At 70.1% G+C, this 24,111-nt stretch carries 27 protein-coding genes and 1 pseudogene; 16 read left to right on the top strand and 12 right to left on the bottom strand.

Annotated elements, in window-relative coordinates; genetic code table 11:
• Positions 1–98 precede the first annotated feature (98 nt).
• Positions 99–1,430 carry a Rossmann-fold NAD(P)-binding domain-containing protein gene (locus tag BLW43_RS19115; RefSeq protein WP_175479005.1) on the top strand — a complete coding sequence of 444 codons (1,332 nt, stop codon included), beginning with the start codon at positions 99–101 and terminating at the stop codon, positions 1,428–1,430.
• 53 nt (positions 1,431–1,483) lie between these two features.
• Complete coding sequence (locus BLW43_RS19110) at positions 1,484–2,350, top strand: class I SAM-dependent methyltransferase (protein ID WP_093255906.1); 867 nt, start codon at positions 1,484–1,486, stop codon at positions 2,348–2,350.
• Positions 2,351–2,416: 66 nt separating this feature from the next.
• On the opposite strand, the gene BLW43_RS19105 is transcribed toward BLW43_RS19110, so the two are convergent.
• Together BLW43_RS19105 and BLW43_RS19100 are read right to left on the bottom strand one after the other, a co-directional pair.
• Positions 2,417–3,685: an aspartate aminotransferase family protein gene (locus BLW43_RS19105; RefSeq protein ID WP_093255942.1), complete on the bottom strand. Its 1,269-nt coding sequence runs from the start codon at positions 3,683–3,685 to the stop codon at positions 2,417–2,419.
• Positions 3,686–3,723: 38 nt separating this feature from the next.
• Positions 3,724–4,689 (bottom strand): phosphotransferase enzyme family protein, encoded by a 966-nt coding sequence (locus BLW43_RS19100; protein ID WP_245731133.1) that lies wholly within the window; start codon positions 4,687–4,689, stop codon positions 3,724–3,726.
• A 137-nt stretch (positions 4,690–4,826) separates the two neighbouring features.
• On the opposite strand from BLW43_RS19100, the gene fabG reads away from it, so the two are divergent.
• Positions 4,827–5,606 carry a 3-oxoacyl-ACP reductase FabG gene (fabG, locus tag BLW43_RS19095; protein WP_093255902.1) on the top strand — a complete coding sequence of 260 codons (780 nt, stop codon included), beginning with the start codon at positions 4,827–4,829 and terminating at the stop codon, positions 5,604–5,606.
• A gap of 19 nt (positions 5,607–5,625) precedes the next feature.
• On the opposite strand, the gene BLW43_RS19090 is transcribed toward fabG, so the two are convergent.
• The 6 genes from BLW43_RS19090 to BLW43_RS19065 all read right to left on the bottom strand — a co-directional run bounded on the left by BLW43_RS19090 (position 5,626) and on the right by BLW43_RS19065 (position 10,868).
• Positions 5,626–6,330: a sulfotransferase-like domain-containing protein gene (locus tag BLW43_RS19090; protein ID WP_093255900.1), complete on the bottom strand. Its 705-nt coding sequence runs from the start codon at positions 6,328–6,330 to the stop codon at positions 5,626–5,628.
• A gap of 79 nt (positions 6,331–6,409) precedes the next feature.
• Complete coding sequence (locus BLW43_RS19085) at positions 6,410–7,072, bottom strand: FadR/GntR family transcriptional regulator (protein WP_093255898.1); 663 nt, start codon at positions 7,070–7,072, stop codon at positions 6,410–6,412.
• Positions 7,073–7,144: 72 nt separating this feature from the next.
• On the bottom strand, positions 7,145–8,011 hold the full coding sequence (locus tag BLW43_RS19080) for an ABC transporter permease (protein WP_245731132.1): 867 nt from the start codon (positions 8,009–8,011) through the stop codon (positions 7,145–7,147).
• The gene (locus tag BLW43_RS19075; protein WP_093255897.1) at positions 8,008–8,817 is read right to left on the bottom strand and encodes an ABC transporter ATP-binding protein; all 810 of its coding nucleotides are present in this window, start codon (positions 8,815–8,817) and stop codon (positions 8,008–8,010) included. Before BLW43_RS19075 ends, BLW43_RS19080 begins: the two co-directional genes overlap by 4 nt.
• A complete protein-coding gene (locus tag BLW43_RS19070; RefSeq protein ID WP_093255896.1) occupies positions 8,817–9,830 on the bottom strand; it encodes an ABC transporter substrate-binding protein in 1,014 nt (337 codons plus the stop codon). Before BLW43_RS19070 ends, BLW43_RS19075 begins: the two co-directional genes overlap by 1 nt.
• 93 nt (positions 9,831–9,923) lie before the next feature.
• The gene (locus tag BLW43_RS19065; RefSeq protein WP_093255894.1) at positions 9,924–10,868 is read right to left on the bottom strand and encodes a fumarylacetoacetate hydrolase family protein; all 945 of its coding nucleotides are present in this window, start codon (positions 10,866–10,868) and stop codon (positions 9,924–9,926) included.
• A 186-nt stretch (positions 10,869–11,054) separates the two neighbouring features.
• Between BLW43_RS19065 and BLW43_RS19060 the strand changes: the two genes are divergently transcribed.
• On the top strand, positions 11,055–11,732 hold the full coding sequence (locus tag BLW43_RS19060) for a FadR/GntR family transcriptional regulator (protein ID WP_093255892.1): 678 nt from the start codon (positions 11,055–11,057) through the stop codon (positions 11,730–11,732).
• A 21-nt stretch (positions 11,733–11,753) separates the two neighbouring features.
• On the opposite strand, the gene BLW43_RS19055 is transcribed toward BLW43_RS19060, so the two are convergent.
• Positions 11,754–12,440 carry a fumarylacetoacetate hydrolase family protein gene (locus BLW43_RS19055; protein WP_093255890.1) on the bottom strand — a complete coding sequence of 229 codons (687 nt, stop codon included), beginning with the start codon at positions 12,438–12,440 and terminating at the stop codon, positions 11,754–11,756.
• A 254-nt stretch (positions 12,441–12,694) separates the two neighbouring features.
• Here BLW43_RS19055 and BLW43_RS19050 point away from each other — a divergent pair, with 254 nt between their 5' ends.
• Positions 12,695–13,840 carry a COX15/CtaA family protein gene (locus BLW43_RS19050; RefSeq protein ID WP_093255888.1) on the top strand — a complete coding sequence of 382 codons (1,146 nt, stop codon included), beginning with the start codon at positions 12,695–12,697 and terminating at the stop codon, positions 13,838–13,840.
• 89 nt (positions 13,841–13,929) lie between these two features.
• On the opposite strand, the gene BLW43_RS19045 is transcribed toward BLW43_RS19050, so the two are convergent.
• Positions 13,930–14,733, bottom strand: a complete 804-nt coding sequence (locus BLW43_RS19045; protein ID WP_093255886.1) for an enoyl-CoA hydratase — start codon at positions 14,731–14,733, stop codon at positions 13,930–13,932.
• A gap of 59 nt (positions 14,734–14,792) precedes the next feature.
• On the opposite strand from BLW43_RS19045, the gene BLW43_RS19040 reads away from it, so the two are divergent.
• Complete coding sequence (locus BLW43_RS19040; RefSeq protein WP_093255884.1) at positions 14,793–15,227, top strand: PaaI family thioesterase; 435 nt, start codon at positions 14,793–14,795, stop codon at positions 15,225–15,227.
• Here the strand turns inward: BLW43_RS19040 and BLW43_RS19035 are convergent.
• Entirely contained in the window at positions 15,197–15,595 is a 399-nt protein-coding gene (locus BLW43_RS19035; RefSeq protein WP_093255882.1) for a thiol-disulfide oxidoreductase DCC family protein, read from the bottom strand. The genes BLW43_RS19040 and BLW43_RS19035 overlap by 31 nt on opposite strands.
• Before the next feature lie 78 nt (positions 15,596–15,673).
• Here BLW43_RS19035 and BLW43_RS23735 point away from each other — a divergent pair, with 78 nt between their 5' ends.
• From BLW43_RS23735 to BLW43_RS18995, 9 genes are all read left to right on the top strand, one after another.
• The gene (locus tag BLW43_RS23735) at positions 15,674–15,841 is read left to right on the top strand and encodes a hypothetical protein (RefSeq protein ID WP_175479004.1); all 168 of its coding nucleotides are present in this window, start codon (positions 15,674–15,676) and stop codon (positions 15,839–15,841) included.
• A complete protein-coding gene (locus BLW43_RS19030) occupies positions 15,841–16,293 on the top strand; it encodes a DUF3429 domain-containing protein (protein ID WP_093255880.1) in 453 nt (150 codons plus the stop codon). Before BLW43_RS23735 ends, BLW43_RS19030 begins: the two co-directional genes overlap by 1 nt.
• A gap of 220 nt (positions 16,294–16,513) precedes the next feature.
• The gene (groES, locus tag BLW43_RS19025) at positions 16,514–16,828 is read left to right on the top strand and encodes a co-chaperone GroES (protein ID WP_093255879.1); all 315 of its coding nucleotides are present in this window, start codon (positions 16,514–16,516) and stop codon (positions 16,826–16,828) included.
• 33 nt (positions 16,829–16,861) lie between these two features.
• Positions 16,862–18,505, top strand: a complete 1,644-nt coding sequence (gene groL / locus BLW43_RS19020; protein WP_093255877.1) for a chaperonin GroEL — start codon at positions 16,862–16,864, stop codon at positions 18,503–18,505.
• Between the two features lie 138 nt (positions 18,506–18,643).
• Positions 18,644–19,312, top strand: coding sequence for an RluA family pseudouridine synthase (locus BLW43_RS19015; RefSeq protein ID WP_093255938.1), 669 nt, complete (start codon positions 18,644–18,646; stop codon positions 19,310–19,312).
• Between the two features lie 185 nt (positions 19,313–19,497).
• Positions 19,498–20,223 (top strand): aquaporin Z, encoded by a 726-nt coding sequence (gene aqpZ / locus BLW43_RS19010; RefSeq protein WP_093255876.1) that lies wholly within the window; start codon positions 19,498–19,500, stop codon positions 20,221–20,223.
• Positions 20,224–20,329: 106 nt separating this feature from the next.
• Positions 20,330–21,196 (top strand): methylated-DNA--[protein]-cysteine S-methyltransferase, encoded by an 867-nt coding sequence (locus BLW43_RS19005; RefSeq protein ID WP_093255874.1) that lies wholly within the window; start codon positions 20,330–20,332, stop codon positions 21,194–21,196.
• A gap of 201 nt (positions 21,197–21,397) precedes the next feature.
• The gene (locus BLW43_RS19000) at positions 21,398–21,607 is read left to right on the top strand and encodes a cold-shock protein (protein ID WP_093255872.1); all 210 of its coding nucleotides are present in this window, start codon (positions 21,398–21,400) and stop codon (positions 21,605–21,607) included.
• A 281-nt stretch (positions 21,608–21,888) separates the two neighbouring features.
• On the top strand, positions 21,889–22,557 hold the full coding sequence (locus BLW43_RS18995; protein WP_093255871.1) for a VPLPA-CTERM sorting domain-containing protein: 669 nt from the start codon (positions 21,889–21,891) through the stop codon (positions 22,555–22,557).
• A gap of 467 nt (positions 22,558–23,024) precedes the next feature.
• Here the strand turns inward: BLW43_RS18995 and BLW43_RS23115 are convergent, their stop codons facing one another.
• Positions 23,025–23,543: a hypothetical protein gene (locus BLW43_RS23115; protein ID WP_139284146.1), complete on the bottom strand. Its 519-nt coding sequence runs from the start codon at positions 23,541–23,543 to the stop codon at positions 23,025–23,027.
• 266 nt (positions 23,544–23,809) lie between these two features.
• On the opposite strand from BLW43_RS23115, the pseudogene BLW43_RS18990 reads away from it, so the two are divergent.
• Positions 23,810–24,111 (top strand): annotated as a pseudogene (locus BLW43_RS18990) (IS1634 family transposase); the annotation flags it as partial.

Here is a 24,111-nt window from a genome sequence, read left to right as displayed (position 1 = left end):
TGGCCGTAATTTCAACTATACATTCAAAATACAAATCGTCTTTGTTTAAAATAAATATAAAGTAATATTTAAAATGTATTATAAGGTAAAACAAATTGGTGTTCCTGGAAGTTGCCAGTACTGATTTCGGCGCCGCTCTGATCTGTGAGGTCGCCATGATCGAGAAGTACTCAGTCGATGAGGAACTGCTGGAGCCCGGCTCCGAGGCGGATCTGGCCGAAAGCGGCGACGCCGCCGGCCGGGCGCCGACCAGGCGGCCGGAAGCCGCCGGGATGGGCGGCTACCTCGCGCGCCTGGTCGCCGAACTGCGCTGCGCGGCCGACGACGGCCATCGCCGGATCATGATCGCGCATCTGTTCGACGACACCCGGCGGATGCTGGACGCGCTCGAGCCCGTTGCGCCCTTCGACGCCGTCATCGGCGTGCCCTATTCCTCGAATCGACCCGGCGTCGCCGAGGCCTGGGGCGCCCGCTTCGGCGACCGCCTGCGCCTGCCTGCGGACCTGCCCGAGCTGGAGGCCGTCGTCGCGCAGGAGATCGCCCGCGCGCTGGCGCGCTGCGAGGAGCACGGCCAGAAACTGATCGTGCAGGACGTCGGCGGCTTCGCGGCGCCGATCCTGCACGCCTATTTCGCCGACCGGCTCCATCTCGTGCGCGGCGTGGTGGAGATCACCAAGCAGGGGGTCTGGCGCGCCGCCGCCCTGCCGCTGGCCTTCCCGGTGCTGCACTGCGCCGACAGCGAGCTGAAGCGGCTGGAGGCGGTGCGCTGCGGGGAGACGGTGGCGCGCTGCCTCGACGGCGTGGCGCGGACGCTCGGCCATTCCCTGGCGGGGCGTCGGGCGACGGTGATGGGCGCAGGCTGGATCGGTTCGGGCGTGGCGCGGGCGCTGCGCCGGCTCGACATGGTGGTGGAGCTTGTCGACACCGACCCGATCAAGCTCGTCAAGGCGCGGCTGGCCGGCTTCGAGGCCGCCGCGGCCCCGCGCCGCCTCGCCGAGACCGAGCTGCTGGTCGGCGCGACCGGCAGGCTTTCCGTCACGGCCGCCCATCTGGACGCCCTGCCCGACGGGGCGCTCGTCGCCAGCGCCAGTTCGCGCCAGATCGAGATCGACGTCGCGCACCTTGCGGCGCATCCCGCCGCGCCCGCCTGCGCCGGCGTCGTCGCCCGGCGGCTGCCGCCGCGCGGCTCCGGCGCCGCGTCGCGCCGCGTCCTGCTCGTGAACGACGGCTTCCCCGCCAACTTCCTGCCCGGCTCGGGCAGCGTCGCGGACGAGATCGTGGAGACGATCCTCGGCGAGCTGATCGTGCTGCAGGCCGCAATCGCCACCGGCGCCTTCAGGCCCGGCGTCCACCGCATCCAGCCCGAGCAGGAGGCCCTCTGCGCCCGGCTCTGGCTGGAGATGCGCGACGCGCCCCTGACGGCCCCCTGACCTCGGCGGCGAGCCGCCGCCGCCCCGTCATCCAAACGCAAAGGATAAACGCCATGTCCCTCGCCAGCGACCTGCCGCCCGCCTTTCGCGACGTCGCTCCCCATGCGGCGCCTGCGCCCATCGAGGAGCGCGGCTTCGAGGGCGCGGCCCACTCGCCCTACCTCGTCGCGCGCCTCGCCGGCCAGAAGCCGAACCTCTACGGCACCGTGAAGTTCGCCGTGGTGGCGCGCGAGATCCGCCGGCTGGAGAAGCTGCTCGGCCGCCCGCCGCGGGTGCTCGACCTCGGCTGCTCGACGTCGATCTCGCGCCACTATCTCGAACTCAACAGGCTGAACTTCGAGTACTGCGGCGTGGACTACGAGGACCAGTTCTCGCCCGACATCGTGATGGACGTGCGCGAGCTCGACCGCCGTCGCGACGAACTGCCCTGGACGCCGGACGTCATCATGCTGCTCGACGTGCTGGAGCATCTGCCGGGCAGAACGCAGGACATCGAGGCCGTGATGCGCGCCTGCGACGCGGTGATCCCGCCCCATGGCGTGGTGCTGGTGATCGCGCCGCAGCTCTACCGGCTCGACCGGCTGAAGCTGGCGCACCTGCACTACCCCGAGCACCAGGTGCGCTTCACCCTCGCGGAGTGGCGCGCCATCGTCGAGCGCGCCATGCGCGTCGAGAAGGTGCGCGGCGTCGGCTATCTCTCCTGGCTGTGCTACCTGCCGATGCTGAGCCGGAACTACCGCGAGGACAACGGTTACGGCCGCCTGTTCCACGCGCTGCGCGGCGGCTTTTTCGAATGGAGCCCGTTCAAGCCGCTCGAGATCGCCCTGACGCGGGCGCTGGGCTGGGCGCCGTTCCTGGCGGGCTGGTCCAACAGCAGCCTGCTGATCTGCCGCAAGCGCGGGGCGGCGGCCACGCGCTGACGCCGCGCCGCCCCGCGCGGCGGGTCGCTGGCCCGCTGACGCCCCGCAGGGGCGCTGGCGCGGCGCTCAGGCGGCCGCGAGCGCGGCTTCCAGCGCGCCGGCGAAGAGGTCGCCCTCCGCGTCCGTCAGCGTCAGCGGCGGTCGCGCCTTGAGCGTCTCGCCGGTGCGCCCCGCCGCGCCGATCAGCACGCCGCGTTCGCGCATCCCGTTGATCACGCGCCGCGCGAGGCCCGCATCCGCCAGCTCCAGCCCGAAGAAGAGGCCCGCGCCGCGCACCGCGACGAGCCGGCCGTCCACGGCGGCGATCTCCGTGAAGCGGGCGCGCAGCCGGCGGCCCTGCGCCTCCGCCCGCGCCTGAAGGCCCTCCAAAGCGATCGTGTCGAGCACGGCGAGCCCGGCCGCCGCCGCGACCGGGTTGGCGCCGAAGGTGCTGAAGAAGCCGAACTCCTCGCAGTAGCGCGCCAGCAGGTCGGGCCGCGTCGCCATGCCGGCCATGGGAAAGCCGTTGCCCATCGGCTTGCCCATGGTGACGATGTCGGGCTCGACGCCGTGGCGCGCAAAACCCCAGAACGCCTCGCCCGTGCGCGCGAAGCCCGGCTGCACCTCGTCGGCGATGAAAAGGCCCCCCGCCGCGTGCGCCGCCGCCGCGGCCTCGGCGAGGAAGCCCGCCGGCCCGGAATGGACGCCGTCGCTGGAGAAGATCGTGTCGGCGATCAGCGCCGACAGCCCGAATCCGGCTCCGTGCAGCGACGCGGCGGCCTCGGCGACGGCGGCGGCGAAGCCGCCGGCGACGTCCTCCCCGAAGGCCGCGGGCGACGGCGCGGGGACGATGCGCACATGGGCCGGCGCGCGCGCGCGCCGCCAGGACGAGGGCGAGATGTCGGCCACGGCGCTGGTGTTGCCGTGATAGGCGGCTTCCGTGACGATCACGCCGCGCGCGCCGGTGGCGCTTGCGGCCACCCGCAGCGCCAGGTCGTTCGCCTCGCTGCCGGAGCACACCAGCACGGCGTTCGAGAGCGCCGGCGGCAGCGTCGCCTTCAGCGCCTCCAGATAGCGCTCGACGCCTTCGGTGAGGTATCGCGAGTTGACCGTCAGCGCCGCGGACTGGCGCGCCACGGCCTCCGCGACGGCGGGGTGGCAGTGCCCCAGCGACAGCACGTTGTTGTAGCAGTCGAGATAGCGGCGGCCGTCGACCGCGATCATCCACGCGCCTTCGCCGCGCATGACCTCCAGCGGCGCCTCGAAGAACAGCACCGAGGCCGCGCCGAAGTTGCGCCGGCGTCGCGCCAGCAGGGCCGGCTCGTCGGGGCGGGCGGCCGCGTCGAAGACGTTCATGGCGAGGATGTCGCGCGCCGGCGGCGCGGCTCCGCCGGTCATGCCCGGCTCAGCCAGTCGTCGGCGATGGCGAGCGTGCCCGCGACGAAGCCGCGGCCGAGCTCCTGCGCCGTGGGGGTCTCGGCATGGCTCGCGAGCCAGGCCGTCAGCAGCATCCGTCGCAGCGTCACGAACATCGGTATGGCGGCGGCGTCGGCGTCCGGCAGCTCCGCAACGGCGCGGTATCCGTCCACCCAGGCCTCCGCCAGCGCCGGGACGTAGGGCTCGGTCTCGATGAAGCTGACCGCGGCGGCGAAGTCGTAGACGAACCAGGAGAAGCCGCAGTCGTCGAAGTCGATGACGGTGATCGCGTCGCCGTCCACCAGCAGGTTCGCGAGGCGCAGGTCGGCGTGGACCAGTCCGAAGCGGTCGGAGCCTCGCCCGTAGGCCGCGAGCCGGTCGCGCAGCGTCTCCGCGCAGCGCTCCAGCAGCGCCAGCCCCGCCGCGTCGAGCCCTTCGGCCGCGCGCCAGTCGCCCCAGAGTCTGCGCGCGCCGAGCATCGCGTCGAAGTCCCATGTCTTGCGCACGAAGCCCGGCGGCGGCGCCCAACGCCGCGCATGGGCGTGCAGCCGCGCGGTGGTCGCGCCGAGCCCGTGGAAGGCGGCGCCGAGGCGGTCGCCGGGCTCGGGCTCGACCCCCGCAGCGAAGGCGAAGGCGGCGACGGCGCGCCGGTCCTCGCCCTCGCCGAAGAAGGCCAGCCGCTCGCCGCCGGCGGTGCGAAGCGGCGCCGGGGCCGCGACGGCGCCCTCGGCGCGCAGCGCCTCGATCCATTCGAGTTCGGAGCGGATCTCCGCCTCGGTGTGGTAGCCGGGCCGGTGCACGCGCAGCACGGCCTGAGCGCCGTCCGCTCCCGCGACATGGAACGTCGCGTTCTCCGAGACGGTGAGAAGGCGCACCTCGGCGCCCTGATCGAACCCCCACGCCGCGGCGGCCTCCGCGGCGCCGCGCTGGAGACGGGTGATCATCTCGTCATCGTAGAGCCCTAACATGGATCGAACGCTAGGCGCCCGAAAGCGGCGATGCAAGATTTTCACGCTTGCGCGCCGGCCGCGACGGCGAAAGCATCGCGGTGAGGCGGGACAACGGGAGAGAGGGACGCTCCATGCTCACATCCATCGCAGGCCGCAGCGTGATCGTGACCGGCGGCTCGAAAGGCATCGGTCGGGGCATCGCGAAGGTCTTCGCCGCCAGGGGCGCGCGCGTGACGATCGCGGCGCGGGGGGCGGAGGCGGCCGAGGCCGCCGTGGCGGAGATCGTCGCCGCCGGCGGCGAGGCGCGCGCCAGCCTGTGCGACGTCGGGGACTGGGACAGCGTTCAGGCCATGGTGGCCGGGACGGTCTCGGCCCATGGCGGCGTCGACGTCCTGTGCGCCAACGCCGGCGTCTTTCCCCAGAAGAAGATCGTCGAGATGGACCCCGCCGAGTGGGACGGCGTGATGGCCACCAATCTGCGCAGCGCCTTCCTCTGCGTGAAGGCCTGCATTCCCGTCTTCGAGAAGGCCGGAAAAGGCCGCGTTGTGCTGACGTCCTCGATCACCGGGCCGGTGACGGGCTATCCGGGCTGGGCGCATTATGGCGCGTCGAAGGCCGGCCAGCTCGGCTTCCTGCGCACCGCCGCGATGGAACTGTCGCGCTACGGCGTGACGATCAACGCGGTGATGCCGGGCAACATCGTGACGGAGGGGCTGGAGGGGCTGGGCGCGGACTATCTCGCGACCATGGCCGCCTCGATTCCGCTGAAGCGGCTGGGCGCGGTGGAGGACATCGGCCACGCCGCGCTGTTCTTCGCCTCCGACGAGGCGGGATACGTCACCGGCCAGACGCTGGTGGTGGACGGCGGCCAGATCCTGCCGGAATCGCTGGAGGCGATGCAGGAGATCTGACGCGGCGCGCGCCCGCCGCTCAGGCGGTCAGCTTCAGCGCGGCGAGCCGGTCATAGGCCGGGCGCGCCGCGTCGGCGACCGCCGCGAGCGCGTTGGGCAGGGCGGGGGCGGTTCCGACCGGCGGCGCGAAGCCCGTCGACCGCTCCACCGCGCCGTACCAGTGCGCCGCCCACACGCCGTCGCTGTCGCGCCGGCCCGGCTGCCATGACAGCATCGCCGGCTCGAAGGCGAGCCCCAGCGCGGAGCAGAGCGCGCGCAGCATCGCTTCCGGGGCGCGGCGGATGTCGGCGGCGTCGACCACCGGGGCCGGGCCGTAGCGCGCCGCGCACCGGTCGTAGAGCGCGGCCTGCGCGTCGGCGCCGATGTCCTCGCGGCGGCAGGTCTCGCGCTTGGCGGCGTAGCTGGCGGCGACCTCGCCGGGGTCGCGGATGAGAAAGGCGACGCGGGCGCCGTCGAGCCAGTCAAGCGGAAAGCCCGGCGGCATGTGATGCGTCATGTGCTTCTCGTAGCGCAGCGTCCCCGCGGGCGGCGGCGCGGCGCAGGCGGCGGCGACGCGCGCCGGGTCGGTCTCCATCGAGGCGAGGATTTCGGCGCGCATCGGGTGGTCCGCCTCGGACGCCGCGAGATAGGCGCCGTAGAAGGGCTCGTCGACCACCGTGCAGCCGGCGCGCTGGCCGAAGCTGCGCATCATCGCGGTCGAGAGGTTCCGCGGCCCCGACCACATGACCACGCGCGTCCCAGGCGCCCGCCCTGCCTCCAGCCCTGCCGCCCGACCTTCCGTCGCATCCGCTCCAGTCATCCGATCACCCCGCGAAAAGCTTGTCGGCGACCGTGCGCAGATGCGCGCGCATCGCGTCCTGCGCGCCGTCCGGCTCGCGCGAGGCGATGGCCGCCACGATGAGGTCATGCTCCTGAAAGCTCGGGTGGTCGGCCGGCGGCCTCGCGCCGAGCCGGTCGCGGCGGCCCCAGGCGACGGCGCGGCGCAGGGTCGTGAGCTGGTCCGCGAGCGCGAGCAGCGCGAGCGAGCCCGCGGCTTCGGCGACTTCGCGGTGGAACTGCGTGTCGAGCGCCTCGTATTCGCGCCAGGTGGCGGCCTTGCGGGCGCGCATCGCGGTGGCGCGCAGGCCGGCGATGTCCTCCGCGGTCGCATGGAGCGCCGCCTCGCGCGCGATGGCGGGCTCGAGCGCGAAGCGGGCGCGGGCGATGTCGGCGGGGCTGAGGCGCTTGGCCAGCGCGCTCATGTCGTCCGCGGCGGCGTCGCGGTCGGAAAGGAACGTGCCCTTGCCGACATGGCGCCAGAGCGCGCCCTCGCGCTCCATCGCCTCCAGCGCGCGTCGCAGGTCGGCCCGGCCGACGCCGAGCTCTGCGCAGAGGCTGCGCTCGGGCGGCAGCCGGTCGCCGGGGCCGAACCCGCGATCGGCGATGAAGGCGCGGAGGTGGACGAGCGCGGCGGTCTCTGTGGCCATCGGGGCGCCCAGGGCTGGAACGGCTGTCATCGACGGCTAGCTGGCGGCCGCCGCCGAAGCAAGCGCCGCGCCTCAGTGTTCGGTCGCGGCGCCCACCTGCTCCTTGCGCCAGAACACCACGCGCCGCTGCGCCCAGGCGACCAGCATGAACAGCGCCAGGCCCACGACGCTGAGATAGATGATCAGCGAGAACACCCGCGGCGTGTTGAGCTGCGAGGCGGCGACGCGGATCAGCTCGCCGAACCCCTTGCCGCCGCCGAGGAACTCGCCGGTGATCGCCCCGGCCATGACGCCCACCGAGCCGATCTTGAGGCCGGTGAAGATCTGCGGCAGGCCGGTCGGCAACTTCAGCTTGACCAGCGTCTGCCAGCGGCTCGCGCCCATCGTCTTGAACAGCATCCGCGCGTTGTGGTCGGCGGCGTGCAGCCCGGCGGCGGTGCCGACGATGATCGGGAAGGTCGCGATGAAGGCGGCCAGCGCCACCTTGCTCTCGATGTCGAAGCCGAGCCACGCCACGAACAGCGGTGCGAAGGCGACCTTCGGCATGGTGTCGATGGCGACGAGATAAGGCATCACCGCCTTCTCGCCGAAGCTCGTCTCGCCCACCAGCACGCCGAGGCTGAAGCCGATGGCGATGGCGAGCGCGAAGCCGTAGACGACCTCCAGCAGCGTGATCCAGAGCGCCTGCAGCATGTAGCCGCCCGAGATCAGGTTCTCGCCGACGAAGAGGATGTCGCGGAACGTCTCCATCGGCGTCGGCAGGATGATCGGCGAGACGAGGCCGAGGCTCGTCACCAGCTCCCACACGCCGATGAACACGGCGGCGACGAAGAGCATCGAGACGGAGCGGGGGACGCTGTCGAGCCACGAGGTCTTCTCGGTCCAGACCGTGTCGCCGCCGTCGTAGCCGGCGGCTTCGTTTGCGCGGACGTCGCTCACAGGAACGCCTCCTTGTCCAGTCGGCCGCGGATGCGCTCGACCAGCGCGCCGAACTGCGGCGTGGTGACCATGTCCAGCGTCCGCGGTCGCGGCAGGTCGATGGGCACGAGTTCGGCGACGCGCCCCGGCCGCGGCTTCATCACCAGCACCATGTCCGAAAGGATCACCGCCTCGGCGATGGAGTGGGTGACGAGGAAGGCGGTGGCCTCGCGCGCCATGCAGATGCGCTGAAGCTCCATGTTCATGAAGTCCCGCGCCAGTTCGTCGAGCGCGCTGAACGGCTCGTCGAGCAGCAGAACCGCCGGTTCGGTGATCAGCATGCGGCAGATCGAGGCGCGCTGCGCCATGCCGCCGGAGAGCTGGCCGGGATAGACGCTCTCGAAGCCCTTGAGGCCGACGGTCTCCAGCAGCTCCCGCGCCCGCGGCTCGGCCTTGCGCGCGGCCGCCGGCCCGTCGCGGATCTCGATCGGCAGGAGGACGTTCTGGATCGTGGTCCGCCAGGGAAAGAGCGTCGCCTGCTGGAACATCATCCCGATGTCGCGGCGCGGCCCGAGAACGGGCCGCCCCTGGAGCGTCACGCGCCCCTTCGACGGCGGGGTGAGCCCCGCCATGATCTTGAGCAACGTGGACTTGCCGCAGCCGCTCGACCCGATCACCGCGTAGAAGCCGCCCTTGCGTAGGGTGAGCGAGACGTCCTCCAGCGCGGTGACATGGCCGCGGGCGTATGTCTTGCCGACGCGGGAGAGCTCGTAGACGGGCTCTCCCTGCGGCCCGCGGAGCGGCGTGACGGCTGCGGCGGCGCTCATCAGTTGATCCCCGCGTTCCACGCCGGGACGAACGCGTTGGTGAAGGCGGCGGAGAGGTCGTCGAGCGGCGCGGCCATCTCGCCGTTGGCGACCTGCGCGGCCTGCCACTCCTCCCACACCTCCGGCGGCTGGTAGCCGAGGCCCTGGGACGGATCGATCGGGAAGGTCTTGGACCGGACGGCGGTGAACAGCGCCGAGGCGAAGTCGGCGTCCTCGCCCTCCTGCGGGTTGCCGGCCTTGAGGTGGGCCAGCACCGTCTCGCGGTTGGCGTCGTCGAGCGCGAAGGCGTGGCCGCGGGCGAAGGCGCGGCCGAAGGCCTCGACAAGCTCGGGCCGCTCTCGGATCGTCTCGCCCATGGTGGCGAGGCCGTTGCCGAAGAAGCGGGCGAACTCCGACGGCGTGATGTCGCGCACCTTCACGCCGCGCTGGTTCAGGATCGCCGCGTCGGCGGTGGAGGCGGCGTAGGCGGAGATGTCGCCGCGCGAGAAGGCCGCCGTCGCCGGGCCGCCGTCGCCGACCGTCAGGAAGGTGAAGTCCTCGCCCTCGGTCAGCCCCGAGCCGCTCAGCACGTTGCGCGCGAAGCCGACTTCGGCGCCGTCGGCGGTGCCGGTGCCGACGACCGTTCCCTTGAGGTCGGCCGGCGTCTGGAAGTCGCTGCCCTCCTCGACGACGATGCCGAAATTGGTGCGCGCCGCGACGTTGTAGATGAAGACGGCGTCGACGCCGCGCGACCGGGCCGCGAGCACCGGGCCCGGGCCGGGACGGCCGAACTCCGCCTGGCCGGCGGCGAGCGCCTGCAGCACCGCGCCGGAGCCGTTGATCGACTCGACCCTGACCTCGAGCCCCTCGTCCGCGAAGTAGCCCTCGCCGATGGCGACGAACACCGGGAACGAGTTGATCGCCGACGGGCTCGGCTGCACGAAGGTGACCTGCGTCAGATCCTGCGCCGCGAGTGCGCCGGCCGACAGCGCGGCGACGCCGAAGGCGGCGGCCTTCAGTCCTCTAGTCCACATGACGTTTCCCCATTTTTATGTTTCGTTCTTCTCGCAGTCGGACTTGTAGCAGTCCGGCTTGTCGCAGGCGGGGCCGGCGGGCGGCCCCGCTCTTCAGGCTGCGGCCATCGCCGCGCCGCTCGACCGGATCGGCGTCTCCAGTCGGCCGATGCCGTCGATCTCGCACACCACGACGTCGCCGTGCTTGAGAAACACCGGCGGCTCCATGGCGTAGCCGACGCCCGAGGGCGTGCCGGTGGCGATGATGTCGCCCGGCTCCAGCGTCAGCCCCGCCGAGAGCGAGGCGATCAGCGTCGGCATGTCGAAGATCATGTCGCGGGTGTTTCCGTCCTGCCGCTTCTCGCCGTTGACCCAGAGTCGCAGGCCGGTGGCGGCGGCGTCCGGCAACGCGTCGGCGGTCACGATCCACGGGCCCATCGGGCAGGAGCCGTCGAGCGCCTTGCCCTTGAAGAACTGGCCGCCATGGGTGCGCTGGATGTCGCGCGCGGTGAGGTCGTTGGCGATGGTGTAGCCGAAGACGTGCTCCATCGCGCGCTCCTTCGGGATGTCGCGTCCGCCCCTGCCGATGATCACGGCGAGTTCGACCTCATAATCGAGCTTCCGGGTGACGTGCTCGAAATGCGGAGCGGGGGCGCCATGGCCGATGACGGTGGCGGGCGGCTTCGTGAAGAACACCGGGTTGTCGCTGACGCCGACCTTGATGTTCTGCGCGCGCTCGCCCTCGGCGATGTGTTCGGCATAGTTGCGGCCGACGCAGAACACGTTCTTCGATGGGCGCGGGATGGGCGCCAGCAGCCGCGCCGACGCCGCCGGCACGCGGGCCGCGTCCGCCGCGGCGGCGGCGAACTCGCGGGCCGCCTCCAGCGCGGCCGGGCCGGCCGCGATGAGGGGCGCGAGCCCCTCGCCCTCGAAGGCGGCGCGGACGTCGCCGCTCAGCCCCGCCGCGGCGGCCGCGAGGTCGAGCCGAAGATAATCGCCGTTCTCCAGAACCGCGGCGGGCGTGGCGCGGCCCCCCGCTTCGAGCGACGCCAGACGCATCGTGTCGTCCTCCCCTTGCGCAGTCTCGTGGGCGCTTCCGCGCCTTGTCGCGCGGCGCGTTTTCCGGGGCGGCGATGTCGCCGCGATTGTCGTGGCCCGGTCGGCGCCCGTTTATGGCTCGACGCTACTCTCGAATCGCAGCGGGCTACAGGAGTTCCGACGGACCAATGAGGGAATTGGTTGGAAATGGCTGAGTCGTCCGAGGCGGCGCTGGCGCAGCGGCTGCGCGACTACATCGCGGCGGAGGGCTTCGACCACAACGAGCGCCTGCCGCCGGAGCGGAGCCTTGCGGCGGCCTTCGGCGTGGGCCGGGCGCCGTTGAGGCGGGCGCTCGCGGCGCTGGAGCGCGAGGGATTGATCTGGCGCCATGTCGGGCGCGGCACCTTCATCGGCGCCCGCCCGGTGCTCAACATGGACGACGTGGCCTATCTGGGCGGGCTCGTCAGCCCGGCGCAGGTGATGGAGGCGCGGCTGGCGCTGGAGCCGGAACTCGCCCGCATCGCCGCCGTCCGCGCCACCCCCGCCGACATCGAGGAGCTGCGCGCCCGGTCGCGCCGCTGCGTCGAGGCGGGCGACTGGCGCAGCTACGAGGCGCGGGACAACCTGTTTCATCACGCGGTCGCCGGGGCCGCGCGCAACAAGCTGCTGATGCATCTGTTCGAGACGCTGAACGTCGTGCGCCGCACCATCGTCTGGGCCCAGCGGCGCGAGACGCAGCGCCCGCCGGCCGATCATTTCAGCTTCGCCCAGCACGAGGCGATCGTCGCCGCCATCGCCCGGCGCGACGCCGCGGCCGCCGCCGCGGCGATGCGGGCCCACATCGCCACGGTCCGCGAAAAGGTGCTGCCCGCGCTCAGCCGATGAGCGGCGCGGGCGGCTCTGGGCTCAGACGACCTTCACGGTCACGTCGTCGACGCCCTCGACATGGGCCTCCATCACGTCGCCCTTCACGACGGGCCCGACGCCGGAGGGCGTGCCGGTCATGATCACGTCGCCCGGCGCCAGCTCGAAATAGTCCGAGAGATAGGAGATCATCTCGGGGATCTTCCAGATCAGCTGGTTGAGGTCGCCCTCCTGCTTCACCTCGCCGTTGACCTTGAGGATCACCTTTCCTTTCGTCGGGTCGGCGATCTGGCTGGCGGGCTTGAGCCTGCCCATGGGGGCGGAGCGCTCGAAGGCCTTCCCGACCTCCCAGGGCCGGCCCATCTTCTTGGCCTCGCCCTGCAGGTCGCGGCGCGTCATGTCGAGGCCGACGCCGTAGCCCCAGACGCAGTCCATCGCCCTGTCGAGCGGGATGTTGCGGCCGCCCTTGCCCAGCGCCACGACCAGCTCGATCTCGTGATGCACGTCGGAGGTCTTCTCCGGGTAGGGGAATTCGCCGGTGAAATCGAGGTTGTCGGGGTTCTTCTGGAAGAAGAAGGGCGGCTCGCGGTCGGGATCGTGACCCATCTCGATCGCGTGGGCGGCGTAGTTGCGCCCGATGCAGTAGACGCGGCGGACCGGGAAGGTCTCATCCGAGCCATGAATGGGCGCCGCGACGACGGCGGGCGGGGCGATGACGTGGCCGGACATGCGGCGCTCCCTCTGCTGATCTGCCCGGCTCTCATGGCAGGATGGCGGTGCGAAATCAATTGCGATCAATCCGACGCGGTGACGGGGCGCGACCTGCGGCGCCGAAACGGCCGATCCCCGCCGCGCCGCGCGCCGGACGCTTCCGGCCGCGGCGTCGACGGGCGTCGCCGCCTGCGGCGCAGCGGGCGCGCGCTTGCCCCTCGGCGGCTCGGCGGCTATCTGCCGAAGCGTTCAGCAATCGTGGATGCATGCTCATGGCCCGCCAAGCCGCCAGACCGCGCGCGATCTTCGAGGAAGTCGGCGGCAGCCGCGCCGACGCGGCGAAGGCCGCTCCGGTTCCCGGCGCGGCGGAGAAGCGCAAGGCGCGGGGTCGGCGTCTGACGGCGCTGTGGCTCTTCGTTCTTGCAGCGCTGGTCTGCGCGATGGTGCTGGTAGGCGGCATGACGCGGCTGACCGACAGCGGGCTGTCGATGGTGAGCTGGCATCCGGTGCTGGAGGCGATACCGCCGCTGACCGAGGCCGACTGGGCCGAGGAGTTCGCCAAGTACCAGACGACCGAGCAGTATCGCGCGCTGAACGCGTGGATGACGGTCGAGGACTTCAAGCCGATCTACTGGTGGGAGTGGGGCCATCGCCAGTTCGGGCGCGTGATCGGGCTGGTCTGGCTGGTCGGGCTGGGGGCGCTGCTGGCCTTGCGCATGCTGCCCTCGGGCTATCTCTGGCCGGTCGTCGCGCCGGGGCTGCTGGGCGGCGTTCAGGCGGTCGCGGGGATGTGGATGGTGCAGAGCGGCGTCGAGGCGGGCTCCACCCTCGTCTCCGTGGCGCCCTACCGGCTGGCGCTGCACCTGTCGCTCGCCTTTCTCATACTCGGGCTGCTGCTGTGGCCGGCGTGGCGGCTGATGCGGCCGGAATGGGCGCAGCTCCAGGCGCGGCGCCGCAGGCTGTCGGGCCAGATGGTCTGGTCGGGAGCGCTGGTGGCCCTGTGCTTCGCGCAGATCGTGCTGGGCGCGCTGGTGGCGGGCAACGACGCCGGGCGCGGCTACATCGACTGGCCGCTGATGGACGGCGCGATCCTGCCGCCGGAGGCGTTCGACCTGTCGCCTGTCTGGCGGAACCTGATCGAGGGCGCGGCGCTGACGCAGTTCAATCATCGGGTCGCGGGCTATGCGCTGGCGGTCCTGCCGCTGGTCTGGGTCCTCTTCGCGAAGCCGCGCCGCTGGGCCGGGCTCGCCGCGCTGGCGATCTGGGCGCAGATGGCGTGGGGCGTCGTCACCGTGATGAACGCCGCCCCGCTGGAGTATGCGATCTTCCATCAGGCCGGCGCGCTCCTGACCTTTGCGGTCGTGCTGCGCGCGCGCTTCGTCGCAGCCTACCCGGACGAGGTGTCCGTGCGCGGATGACGCCCGACGCGCCCCGCCGGGCGGCTGACGAGGCGTGGCGGGACGCCTCTCCCGTCGCGGCCGCCGGCCCGCGGCGCGGCCGGGCGCGGTCAGGACCAGTTCGGCTTGCGCTTCTCGATGAAGGCCGCGACCCCTTCGGCGGTGTCGCGGTGGATCATGTTCTCCGCCATCACGCGGCCGGTGTGGGCGTAGGCGGCGTCGAGCGTCATCTCCATCTGCTCGTAGAAGGCGCGCTTGCCGACCGAGACGGCGCTGGAGAGCTTGGCGGCGACGGTCTCGGCCAGCGCGCGCGTCTCCGCCTCCAGCGCCTCGGGCGCGGCGACGCGGTTGACAAGGCCGGCCTCGCGCGCGCGCGGCGCGCCGAGGAATTCGCCGGTCGTCAGCATCTCGAAGGCGTGCTTGGCGGGAATGTTGCGGCTGAGCGCCACCATCGGCGTGGAGCAGAACAGCCCGATGTTGACGCCATTGACGCCGAAGCGGGCGTCCTCGGCCGCCACCGCCATGTCGCACGACGCGACGAGCTGGCAGCCGGCGGCGGCGGCGATGCCGTGGACCTGCGCGATGACCGGCTGCGGCAGCCGGCGGATCGAGGTCATCATGCGGCCGCACTGGGCGAAGAGCGCGTTGTAGTAGGCGCGGCCCCGGTCGGGCGCGGCGCGGCCCTTCTCCATCTCCCGCAGGTCGTGGCCGGCGCAGAACGCGCGCCCGGCGCCGCGCAGGACGACGACGCGCACCGCATCGTCGGTCGAGAGCGCGTCGAACTCGGCCTGGAGCGCGGCGAGCAGCCCCTCCGACAGCGCGTTGAGCGCCGCGGGGCGGTTGAGCGTCAGCGTCGCCACGCGCCCCGCGTCTTCCCTGAGCAGAACCGCTTCCTGCGTCGCGCCGTCAGCCATGGTCATCCTCCCCCGAGCCGGTCTAGGCGTGAGGGTAACGCAAGCCGGGAGGGCGGGAAATGGCGCGTGAGCCGGTGATGAACGTGGCGGAGCTCTCGGCCTTCCTCGACGAGGTGTTTCCGCAGGTGCGCGGCCAGATGATCATCGAGGCGGTCGGACCGATGAGGGCGCGGGTGCGGATGCCGGTCGACGAGAGCCGCCTGCGCCCCGGCGGCACCGTCTCCGGCCCGTCGATGTTCACGCTGGCCGACTGCGCCTATTACGTCGCGACGCTGGCGATGATCGGGCGCGAGGCGCTGACCGTCACCACCTCGCTGACGATCAACTTCCTCGCCAAGCCGCCGTCGGCCGACCTAGTCTGCGAGGCGCGCATCCTGCGACTGGGCCGCGCCCTGAGCGTCGGCGAGGCCACGATCTGGTCGGATGGCCGCGCGGACGGGCCGGTGGCCCACGCCGTCGTGACCTATGCGATCCCGCCGCGCCCGGCCCCCTGACGCCGCCAGAGCGGGCGCACGCGCAGAAACAGACGGTACGCCGCCTCGCCGGCCCAGGTGAAGGGCGCGCGGTCGAGCAGGCGCGCCGCCGGCGCAAGGCGCGGATTGGCCCGCCATACGGCGAGGAAGGCGCGGAAGCCGGAGACCAACTCGCCGTCGCCGCGGCGCGCGTGGAAGCGCGCCAGCGCCAGCTCCGGCGTGATCTCGGCCGGCGCCTCGCCCGCCGAGACGTCGCGCCAGCCGATCGTCTCGGCCCCGCGCATGCGGCGGTACTGGGCGATCTCGGCGCGGCAGAGCGGGCAGCCGCCGTCATAGAAGACTTCGGCGGCGGCGGCGGGGTCGTTCGGGGTGGCGCGGTCCTGTTCCATGCGCCATCAGATAGGGCGAATGCGCGGCGATCCATAGCAGGCCGGCGCCGCTGGGCGAGCACGCGGAAAGGAGAGGCGATGGACATTCTTCACGAAGGGCGGCCCGCCCTGCGTCACCGCTGCGCGAGCCGCGCCCTCGCGGGCCGCATCGTCGCGCTCGACGGCGTCGAGGCGTGCGCCGGAACGCGGAGCGAGGCGTTTCCCGCAAGCCGGGCGATGATCGCGGCCATCGCGGAGGCGTCGTGATGGCCGGCGGTCGCGGCTTCATGGGCGACGTGCCCGACGCGGCGCGGCTGCTCGGGCTGGCCGGGCTGATCCCCTTCGTCGGGCTTGCGGCGCTGGCGCTGGTCGGGCCGGCGTCGTGGAGCGACACGGTGCTGAAGGCGCTCGCCTATTACGGCGCTACGATCCTCGCCTTCATGGGCGGCTGCCGCTGGGGCTTCGCGGCGGCGGGTCTGGGGCGGGGGGCGGAGCTTGGGCCGCTGGCCTGGGCCGTCGGGCCGTCGCTCTGGGCCTGGGTGGCGCTGATGCTGCCGCCGCCCTTCGAGAAGGAGATGCTTGGGCTCGGCCTGCTGATCCTCTACGTCATGGACCTGCGGCTCACCGCCGAGGGCGGCGCGCCGGCCTGGTGGCCGCAACTGCGGCTGCCGCTGACGCTTGGCGCGGCGGCGAGCCTGTTTGCAGCCGTCTGGGCCTGACCGCTGGGCCTGACCGCTGGGCCTGACCGCTGGGCCTGACCGCGCGAAGGCCGCGCGAAATGCGAAAATCTCCGCTTGCCGCCGCCGCATGCCTCTTGACCTGACGCCGCGCCGCAGACTATCTCCACAGCGCGTTGGCACTCGCCTCGGGTGAGTGCTAACAGGGTCGGCGGCGCAGCCGCCGGCTTCGTGGCGCTACGTTAAAGGGAGCGACAAACCCATGAACTTCAAGCCTCTGCATGACCGTGTGCTGGTTCGGCGCATCGAGGGCGACGCCAAGACCGCCGGCGGCCTGATCATCCCCGACACCGCCAAGGAGAAGCCCCAGGAGGGCGAGGTCATCTCCGTGGGCGAGGGCGCGCGCAAGGACAGCGGCGAGCTGATCCCCATGGCGGTGAAGGCCGGCGACCGCATCCTGTTCGGCAAGTGGTCGGGCACGGAAGTGAAGATCGACGGCGAAGACCTGCTGATCATGAAGGAAAGCGACATCCTCGGCATCGTCGAGGGCGGCGCCGCGGCCCAGAAGGCCGCGTAATCCTTCCTTTCCCCCTTCCAAGGAGCTGCTCACATGGCTGCTAAAGACGTCAAGTTCTCCTCCGACGCCCGCGACCGCATGATGAAGGGCGTCAACACGCTCGCCAACGCGGTGCGCGTGACGCTCGGCCCGAAGGGCCGCAACGTGGTGCTCGACAAGTCCTTCGGCGCGCCGCGCATCACGAAGGACGGCGTGTCGGTCGCCAAGGAGATCGAACTCTCCGACAAGTTCGAGAACATGGGCGCCCAGATGGTGCGCGAAGTGGCCTCGAAGACCAACGACGAGGCCGGCGACGGCACCACGACCGCGACCGTTCTGGCGCAGTCGATCATGGTCGAAGGCATGAAGGCGGTCGCCGCCGGCATGAACCCGATGGACCTGAAGCGCGGCATCGACGCCGCCGTGCTCAAGGTCGTCGCCGAGATCAAGGCGATGGCGCGCGACGTGTCGGGCTCCGACGAGGTCGCCCAGGTCGGCGCGATCTCCGCCAACGGCGAGAAGATCATCGGCGACAAGATCGCCGAGGCGATGCAGACCGTCGGCAACGAGGGCGTCATCACCGTCGAAGAGTCGAAGTCGATGGAGTTCGAGCTCGAGACCGTCGAGGGCATGCAGTTCGACCGCGGCTACCTCTCGCCCTACTTCATCACCAACGCCGACAAGATGGTGGCGGAGCTTGAGGACTGCTACATCCTCCTGCACGAGAAGAAGCTGTCGTCGCTGCAGCCGATGGTGCCGCTGCTCGAGGCCGTCATCCAGACCCAGAAACCGCTCCTGATCATCGCCGAGGACGTCGAGGGCGAGGCGCTCGCCACGCTCGTCGTCAACAAGCTGCGCGGCGGCCTGAAGATCGCCGCCGTGAAGGCCCCCGGCTTCGGCGACCGCCGCAAGGCCATGCTGCAGGACATCGCGATCCTGACCGGCGGCCAGGTGATCTCCGACGACCTCGGCATGAAGCTCGAGAACGTCGGCCTCGACATGCTCGGCACCGCCAAGAAGATCCGTCTGACGAAGGACGACACCACCATCGTCGATGGCCATGGCGAGAAGTCCGAGATCGAGGCGCGCGTCGCCCAGATCAAGGCGCAGATCGAGGAGACCACCTCGGACTACGACCGTGAGAAGCTCCAGGAGCGTCTGGCCAAGCTCGCGGGCGGCGTCGCGGTCATCCGCGTCGGCGGCTCGACCGAGGTCGAGGTGAAGGAGCGCAAGGACCGCGTCGACGACGCGCTGAACGCCACCCGCGCCGCGGTGCAGGAAGGCGTGGTTCCGGGCGGCGGCGTGTGCCTCGTCCATGCCGGCAAGGTGCTCGAGGGCTTCCACGGCGACAACGAGGACCAGAAGGCTGGCGTCGCCATCGTGCGTCGCGCGCTGGAGCAGCCCCTGCGCCAGATCGCCGAGAACGCCGGCGTCGACGGCGCCGTCGTGGCCGGCAAGGTGCGCGAGTCCTCCGACCGCAACTTCGGTTTCGACGCCCAGAAGGAGGTCTACGGCGACCTCATGAAGGCCGGCATCATCGACCCCGCCAAGGTCGTGCGCACCGCGCTGCAGGACGCCGCCTCGGTGGCCGGCCTGCTGATCACCACCGAAGCCATGGTCGCCGAGAAGCCCGAGCCGAAGGGCCAGAGCATGGGCGGCGGCATGGGCGGCATGGGCGGCATGGACGGCATGATGTGATCTCGGCCTGAGCCGAAATCATACTGGGACAGTGAGCGCCGCCCGGAGAGAAACCTCCGGGCGGCTTCTTTCCGGGCGCCGCCCGCCCGGCGTCGTCGCGGCTTGACGGCGGCGCGCCCGATGGCGGATGTGCCGCTCATGCATCTTCAGACCTTCGTCTATTCGCCGCCGCCGGGCCTTCCCGAGCCGCTCCACGCCGACGCCGACCTGCTGGCCTTCGACAAGCCCGCCGGGCTGCTGACCGTTCCCGGTCGCGACCCCGAGCGCGCCGACTGCCTCGAGACGCGCGTCAAGGCGGCATGGCCGGGGGCGCTGCTGGTCCACCGCCTCGACATGGCGACGTCGGGCGTGATCGTCTTCGCCCGAAACCGCCGCGCCCAGCGCCATCTCGGGCTCCAGTTCGAGCGGCGCATCGCGCGAAAGACCTATCTCGCCCGCGTTCTCGGCGCGCCGGCCGCCGATTCCGGCGTCGTCGACCTGCCGATCGCCGCCGACTGGGAGCGTCGCCCTCTGCAGAAGATCTGCGGCGAGACGGGCCGCCCGTCGCGCACCCGATGGCGCGTCGTCGAGCGCCGCGCAGACGCCAGCCTCATGGCGCTGAGGCCCTTCACGGGTCGCAGCCACCAGCTGAGGGTCCATCTGGCCGAGATCGGGCTGCCCATCCTCGGCGACGAGTTCTACGCCCCCGCCGAAGCGCTCGCTGGCGTCCCGCGGCTCATGCTCCATGCCGCCCGGCTGGCGCTGCGCCGCCCGGCTGACGGGAGCTGGATCATCCTGCGGGCGCCGCGCCCGACATCCTTCGCCTAGTTCCCGCCGCGGCATCTTGCCCACGGCCGCGAGGCGCCAATGCGCCTTCAACTGGGCGCCGCCGTGGTAAACACCACTCGTCCCGACGCGCCGACGCCATGAAGCCGTGGCGCGCGACGCCCGGGCATTGTGCGGGACGCGTTGACGACGCCGGAGGCGTCGGACGCATGCAGGGACGATGCGTCATGATTCCAAAACTCTCCGCCGAGTTCTTCGGCACCTTCTGGCTGGTTTTCGGCGGGTGCGGGAGCGCCGTGCTCGCCGCCGGTTTTCCGGGACTCGGCATAGGTTTCGTCGGGGTTTCCCTGGCTTTCGGGCTCACCGTGCTGACCATGGCCTACGCCGTGGGGCACATTTCGGGCGGGCACTTCAACCCCGCCGTCTCGCTCGGCCTCGCGGTGGCCGGACGTTTCTCGTGGAGCGAGGTTCCCGCCTATGTCGCGGCGCAGGTGGCGGGGGGCGCGGTCGCGGCCTTCGTGCTCTATCTCGTCGCGTCGGGGCAGGCGGGCTGGACCGCGGGCGGCTTCGCATCGAACGGCTATGGCGCGCAGTCGCCCGGCGGCTATTCGATGGCGGCGGCGCTCGTCATCGAGGTCGTGCTGACCGCGGCCTTCCTGATGATCATCCTCGGCGCGACGTCGCCGAAGGCGCCGGCTGGCTTCGCCCCGATCGCCATCGGGCTCGGCCTGACGCTCATCCACCTCATCTCGATCCCGGTCACCAACACCTCGGTGAACCCGGCGCGCTCCACGGCCGCGGCGCTCTTCGCCGAGACCGGGGCGTTCGGTCAGCTCTGGCTGTTCTGGGTGGCCCCGCTGGCCGGCGCGGCGATCGGCGCGGCGATCTGGGTGCATCTGCTCTCCAGGGAGGCCGACGCCGTCGCGGCCCCGCCGATGGCGCCCGCGGCCTGAGATGAACCCGCGCCGCCCCTTCGCGGGGGCGGCGCATGAACCGGGTGGCGGGGCGACGCCGGGGGCGCGATGGTTCGGTAGACCGACATATCGCGGAGCCGAGCCGATGACCGCCCAGCCGCAGGCTGACGCCTTCCAGTACGAGCTGATGGGCGCGGCGCTCAGATACATCGCCGAGCACGCCGACGCGCAGCCCTCGCTGGAGGCGGTGGCGGCGCATATCGGCCTCTCGCCCACCCATTTCCAGCGCGTGTTCAGCGCCTGGGTGGGCGTCAGCCCCAAGCGCTACCTGCAATACCTCACCCTCGACCACGCCCGCCGCCTGCTCGCCGAGCGCGCCACGGTGCTGGACGCGACGCTGGAGACGGGCCTCTCCTCGCCGGGGCGGCTGCACGACCTGTTCGTGCGGTGGGAGGCGATGAGTCCCGGGGATTATGCGCGGCGCGGGGCTGGGCTCCGGATCGCCTTCGGGTGGTTCGACAGTCCCTTCGGGCCGGCGCTGGCGATGGGAACCGACAGGGGGCTCTGCGGGCTGGCGTTTGCGGCGGAGACGGGGCGAGCGACGGCGCTGGCGGACATGCGGGGGCGCTGGCCGGCGGCGGATTTCGTCGAGGCGCCGGAGCGACTCGGGAGGTGGGTCGCGGCGGCCTTCGGCGGCGGCGAGGTCGCGTTGGCGCCGCTGGGCGCGCCGTTCCAGATCAAGGTGTGGGAGGCGCTGCTGGCCGTGCCCTCGGGCCATGTGGTGACCTATGGCGAGATCGCGCGGGCCATCGGCGCGCCGAAGGCGGTGCGCGCGGTCGGCACGGCGGTGGGGCGCAACCCGGTCAGCTGGCTGATCCCGTGCCACCGGGCGCTGCGGGCCTCCGGCGCGCTCGGCGGCTACCACTGGGGGCTCGACGTCAAGCGGGCGATGCTGGCGTGGGAGAGCGCGCGGCTGGAGGCGTCCACGGCTGAGGCGGGCGCCGGCGCCTAAGCCGCGTCGGGGTTGCACGGCCGCCGGCCTCGCGCGCAAGGCTTGCATTTCGCGCCCTTTGCGCGCATATCCCACAGCAGTCCAATCGCTCAAGTCGCTTCGCTGTCTCCCTCACCCGGATCTCAGTCGCACGATCTTGCTCTGACTGAGGCTCACGCCGCCGCACTCTCGCGGGCGGAAACACGTAAGGGAAGACACACGATGGCCACTGGCACCGTGAAATGGTTCAACGCCACCAAAGGCTTCGGCTTCATCCAGCCCGATGGCGGCTCCAAGGACGTTTTCGTCCACATCTCCGCCGTCGAGCGCGCGGGCCTCAACTCTCTGAATGACGGCCAGAAAGTCACCTTCGACCTCGAGCGCGGCCGCGATGGCCGCGAATCGGCGGCGAACCTGCAGCTGACCGACTGATAAGAGGCGCAGCGCCCCTTCGCGGGGCGGCGAATCCGGACGGCCTCGGCGGAAACGCCGGGGCCGTTTTGCATTTCGGTTATACGTCAGACGCGTGATTTGTGGCTAGGCACGCGGAGATATCAACAGCTATGGTTAACAGCCCCGAGCAAAATTACTTGGCCGTGTTTACCTAAAATACGTTTGAAACTTTCCCGCAGAAAGTCCAAAGCGGTTGCACGACGAGATGGTTGCGACCGGAGGCTGATGTTCCGCTCGCGTTATTTGTGGATGGGTAAGACATGCGGATCAAGACAGTGACGATGGCTGCGGCCATCACTCTCGCGGCCGGCGTGGCGTCGGCGGCGACGATCGACTTCACCGATCGTTCGGTGTGGAACTCGGCGGCGAGCACGACCTCCGTTTTCGGGGCGACCGTGAGCATCAGCGCCACCGGCGGCGCGATCAACTTCACCCAGGACTATGACCGCTCCAAGACCGGCGTCTGCGACGGTTTCGGCGGCGCGCTGGCCTGCGTGAGCGACGGCCTCGGCGTCACCGACGACGAGATCACCACCGAGGGGTCGATGGTGCAGACCGCGACCGTCAGCTTCTCCAGCGCGGTTTTCGTCAAGGGCTTCTCGTTCCTCGACCTCTACCTGGCCACTGACGGGTCCGACCTCGAGACGGCCAAGATCTACTTCAACGACGACATGTCGACGATGATCTCGTTCGCCGCGCTGCAGACCCCGTCGGCGAATCAGCCCGGCTTCGTTGTCGGTCTCGCGAACGTGGCGCCGGTGACGTCGATCACCTTCTTCGCCGCGCCGAGCAACGACAACCTCGGCAACCCCGACTACTCGCTGGCCTCCATCGAAGTGGCGCCGGTGCCGCTGCCCGCCGCGGCGTGGATGCTGCTGGCCGGTCTGGCCGGCATGGGCTACGTCGCCCGCGGCCGCAAGAACGCCTGACACGAGCCGCGCCGGCGCATGCGCCGGCGCGACGCCGCCTTCGGGCGAGGATGACTGCCCGGACGGCCCCGGCGGCGACGCCGGGGCCGTTTCGCGTTTCGGGGGGCGCCGCCACCCGCCTGCGAGACTCCGCCATGCGCGAAGAGACGCCCGGCGGCGGGCGACCCGGACCGACAGGTCCTGCGCCGAAAAGGACGCCGCGCAGCGTGGAGCGGGCGCTCAGGCCGCTATCGGCGGGATGGCAGGTTCGGCGCAGCGTCGCGCGTGCTCTCCAGCTCCCAGCGGGACTGGTGGTTGAGCTGCGAGACTGACGTTGTGCGGAAGGCGGCCTCGCGGTAGGTGCGCTGATACTCCACCACCTATTGACGTCGGCGCGACAGGAAGAAAATTTTGCAAACGTATTATAAATAAAGTCGACTATATTTATTGATAAAATACAGTATATTAGTAAATCGATCTCAAAATAGTTACAAATTTGAGACCGATATACAGTACGTATATCGATTATTTATGGTGAGCCCATTAAAGTTTGGTGCACGTAATTGCCGAAGGGCCACCGTTCCCCCGGCTATAGCCGCAACAGGTATCTTGTATCCATTGGGAATAGCAAAGTAAGCTAATACTGCTGCGATTGCTGCCTCGGAAAGCGTCAAAAGGATACTAAAATTTACCATCTGATAAGGGAAATTTTGTTTAACAAAGTTATTATTGTCCTCCAATGTATCTTTGAAGTATTGGATGGTTTGCTGAAAATTACCAGTATCAGGATTTATTTTTTCATTTAAATCATTGCAGAGCAACCAGAACCTACGTAACTCTTTAAGCCTTTCAGTCCGAAAAGAGATAATTTCGTCAAAGGGGATATCTCTACTTGGCAGAGCAACAGCATTCATCATTTCAATAGCTAGTCGAGTTTTAGTTGGATGACATAACAATTTTTTTTCAGCAATAAAGTGATAGCCATCTTTTTTGTCAAAGTTGCTCAACACAAAGTTCAGATATGAAAATAGAATCTGAGGCGAGTCGAGATACAGTAAACCATCATCCCCAATGATTGCAGTACTCAATGTTGCAGATGAATACCTCCGGAGTTCGACACTTCCGGCCCCGATTTTCGGGCACCCGGACCGTTAGCCTCTGGGTAATCAATAACTTAGCCTTTGCCCGGGGGTGATTTCAGCGAAGTTGTGTTGTGGCACGTCATCGGTATTTCACGATGGAAAGCAGTTTTCTGCCGTGATATCGTTGCGGCATGTACACGAAGATCACCCGGTCGGGCGGACGACGCTATCTGCAGCTGGTCGAGGGCTATCGTGATGATGCGGGAAAGGTTCGCCACCGCGTGATCGCGAACCTGGGGCGGATCGAGGATCTCACGCCCGAGAAGCTGGATCCCCTGATCAGTGGGCTCAACCGCGTCCTGGGCCGGGCGGAGAACACCGCCTCGCACCTCACCCACGAACCCGCGCAAAGCTACGGCGACGTCTTTGCGCTGCACGAGCTGTGGAAGGATCTCGGCTTCGACCGGGCGCTGAGCCGCGCGCTGCGCTCGGG

The organism is Rubrimonas cliftonensis (genome assembly GCF_900107585.1).
Taxonomy (GTDB): Bacteria; Pseudomonadota; Alphaproteobacteria; order Rhodobacterales; family Rhodobacteraceae; genus Rubrimonas; species Rubrimonas cliftonensis.
This window is presented reverse-complemented; position numbering and strand designations above follow the sequence as displayed.

What these genes read in the sequence shown, in the direction of transcription:
- BLW43_RS19090 (WP_093255900.1), bottom strand. Translation starts at nt 6,330, where the DNA reads ATGTGGTCGGGGCCGCGGAACCTCTCGACCGCGATGATGCGCAGCTTC.
- BLW43_RS19070 (WP_093255896.1), bottom strand. Translation starts at nt 9,830, where the DNA reads ATGTGGACTAGAGGACTGAAGGCCGCCGCCTTCGGCGTCGCCGCGCTG.
- BLW43_RS19045 (WP_093255886.1), bottom strand. Translation starts at nt 14,733, where the DNA reads ATGGCTGACGGCGCGACGCAGGAAGCGGTTCTGCTCAGGGAAGACGCG.
- BLW43_RS23735 (WP_175479004.1), top strand. Translation starts at nt 15,674, where the DNA reads ATGGACATTCTTCACGAAGGGCGGCCCGCCCTGCGTCACCGCTGCGCG.
- BLW43_RS19030 (WP_093255880.1), top strand. Translation starts at nt 15,841, where the DNA reads ATGGCCGGCGGTCGCGGCTTCATGGGCGACGTGCCCGACGCGGCGCGG.
- BLW43_RS19085 (WP_093255898.1), bottom strand. Translation starts at nt 7,072, where the DNA reads ATGGCCACAGAGACCGCCGCGCTCGTCCACCTCCGCGCCTTCATCGCC.
- BLW43_RS19050 (WP_093255888.1), top strand. Translation starts at nt 12,695, where the DNA reads ATGGCCCGCCAAGCCGCCAGACCGCGCGCGATCTTCGAGGAAGTCGGC.
- BLW43_RS19015 (WP_093255938.1), top strand. Translation starts at nt 18,644, where the DNA reads ATGCATCTTCAGACCTTCGTCTATTCGCCGCCGCCGGGCCTTCCCGAG.
- BLW43_RS19110 (WP_093255906.1), top strand. Translation starts at nt 1,484, where the DNA reads ATGTCCCTCGCCAGCGACCTGCCGCCCGCCTTTCGCGACGTCGCTCCC.
- BLW43_RS19065 (WP_093255894.1), bottom strand. Translation starts at nt 10,868, where the DNA reads ATGCGTCTGGCGTCGCTCGAAGCGGGGGGCCGCGCCACGCCCGCCGCG.
- groL (WP_093255877.1), top strand. Translation starts at nt 16,862, where the DNA reads ATGGCTGCTAAAGACGTCAAGTTCTCCTCCGACGCCCGCGACCGCATG.
- BLW43_RS19060 (WP_093255892.1), top strand. Translation starts at nt 11,055, where the DNA reads ATGGCTGAGTCGTCCGAGGCGGCGCTGGCGCAGCGGCTGCGCGACTAC.
- BLW43_RS19055 (WP_093255890.1), bottom strand. Translation starts at nt 12,440, where the DNA reads ATGTCCGGCCACGTCATCGCCCCGCCCGCCGTCGTCGCGGCGCCCATT.
- BLW43_RS19035 (WP_093255882.1), bottom strand. Translation starts at nt 15,595, where the DNA reads ATGGAACAGGACCGCGCCACCCCGAACGACCCCGCCGCCGCCGCCGAA.
- groES (WP_093255879.1), top strand. Translation starts at nt 16,514, where the DNA reads ATGAACTTCAAGCCTCTGCATGACCGTGTGCTGGTTCGGCGCATCGAG.
- BLW43_RS19075 (WP_093255897.1), bottom strand. Translation starts at nt 8,817, where the DNA reads ATGAGCGCCGCCGCAGCCGTCACGCCGCTCCGCGGGCCGCAGGGAGAG.
- BLW43_RS19005 (WP_093255874.1), top strand. Translation starts at nt 20,330, where the DNA reads ATGACCGCCCAGCCGCAGGCTGACGCCTTCCAGTACGAGCTGATGGGC.
- BLW43_RS19100 (WP_245731133.1), bottom strand. Translation starts at nt 4,689, where the DNA reads ATGATCACCCGTCTCCAGCGCGGCGCCGCGGAGGCCGCCGCGGCGTGG.
- BLW43_RS19000 (WP_093255872.1), top strand. Translation starts at nt 21,398, where the DNA reads ATGGCCACTGGCACCGTGAAATGGTTCAACGCCACCAAAGGCTTCGGC.
- BLW43_RS18995 (WP_093255871.1), top strand. Translation starts at nt 21,889, where the DNA reads ATGCGGATCAAGACAGTGACGATGGCTGCGGCCATCACTCTCGCGGCC.
- BLW43_RS19040 (WP_093255884.1), top strand. Translation starts at nt 14,793, where the DNA reads ATGGCGCGTGAGCCGGTGATGAACGTGGCGGAGCTCTCGGCCTTCCTC.
- BLW43_RS19105 (WP_093255942.1), bottom strand. Translation starts at nt 3,685, where the DNA reads ATGAACGTCTTCGACGCGGCCGCCCGCCCCGACGAGCCGGCCCTGCTG.
- fabG (WP_093255902.1), top strand. Translation starts at nt 4,827, where the DNA reads ATGCTCACATCCATCGCAGGCCGCAGCGTGATCGTGACCGGCGGCTCG.
- aqpZ (WP_093255876.1), top strand. Translation starts at nt 19,498, where the DNA reads ATGATTCCAAAACTCTCCGCCGAGTTCTTCGGCACCTTCTGGCTGGTT.